Genomic DNA, 589 nt, shown 5'->3' with positions numbered 1-589 from the left:
TATGCTCACTGCTTGCGCCTTGCGCTATGGTTTCGGGCCAGCTAACAATAAAGGGAACCCGAATGCCACCTTCATACAAATCGCGCTTAATTCCGCGATAAATACCATTGGAATTAAAGTATTCAGGATCGCCACCTCCTACTGCATGGGGACCGTTGTCAGAGGCAAACATGATGATTGTATTTTCAGTCAAACCAAGCTCTTCTATTTTTGCCACAATTTCACCTACCTGTTCATCCATTAAGTTTATCATTCCCGCAAAGGCTGCATGCGATTCTTTTTGAGAGGCATATCCGCCATTCCTGAATCTCTTATTTTTGGATGTTACTCCTTTAAACTCTTTTTCAGGTAAATATTTACCGCGGTATTTTTCCATATACGACTCAGGTACTTCAAGCTCGGCATGGGGTATTACATTCGGATAATATAGAAAAAAGGGTTCATCACTGTGTTTTTCTATAAAGGCCATCGCTTTCTCGTGAATAGGGATTGGAGCATAAGTCCCTTTTTTATCACCGGCATTATTGTCAAGGATTTCTTTTTCATTATTGTTGTACAAATGCCATGGATAATAACTATGTGCATTACG

Annotated in this window: 1 protein-coding gene; it reads right to left on the bottom strand. The window is 40.4% G+C overall.

Annotated elements, in window-relative coordinates; genetic code table 11:
• The coding region (locus tag FNN09_RS20900) for a sulfatase-like hydrolase/transferase (protein WP_143304431.1) at positions 1-589 on the bottom strand (589 nt) is incomplete at both ends.

The organism is Carboxylicivirga sp. M1479, assembly GCF_007097485.1.
Lineage (GTDB): Bacteria > Bacteroidota > Bacteroidia > Bacteroidales > Marinilabiliaceae > Carboxylicivirga.
This window is presented reverse-complemented; position numbering and strand designations above follow the sequence as displayed.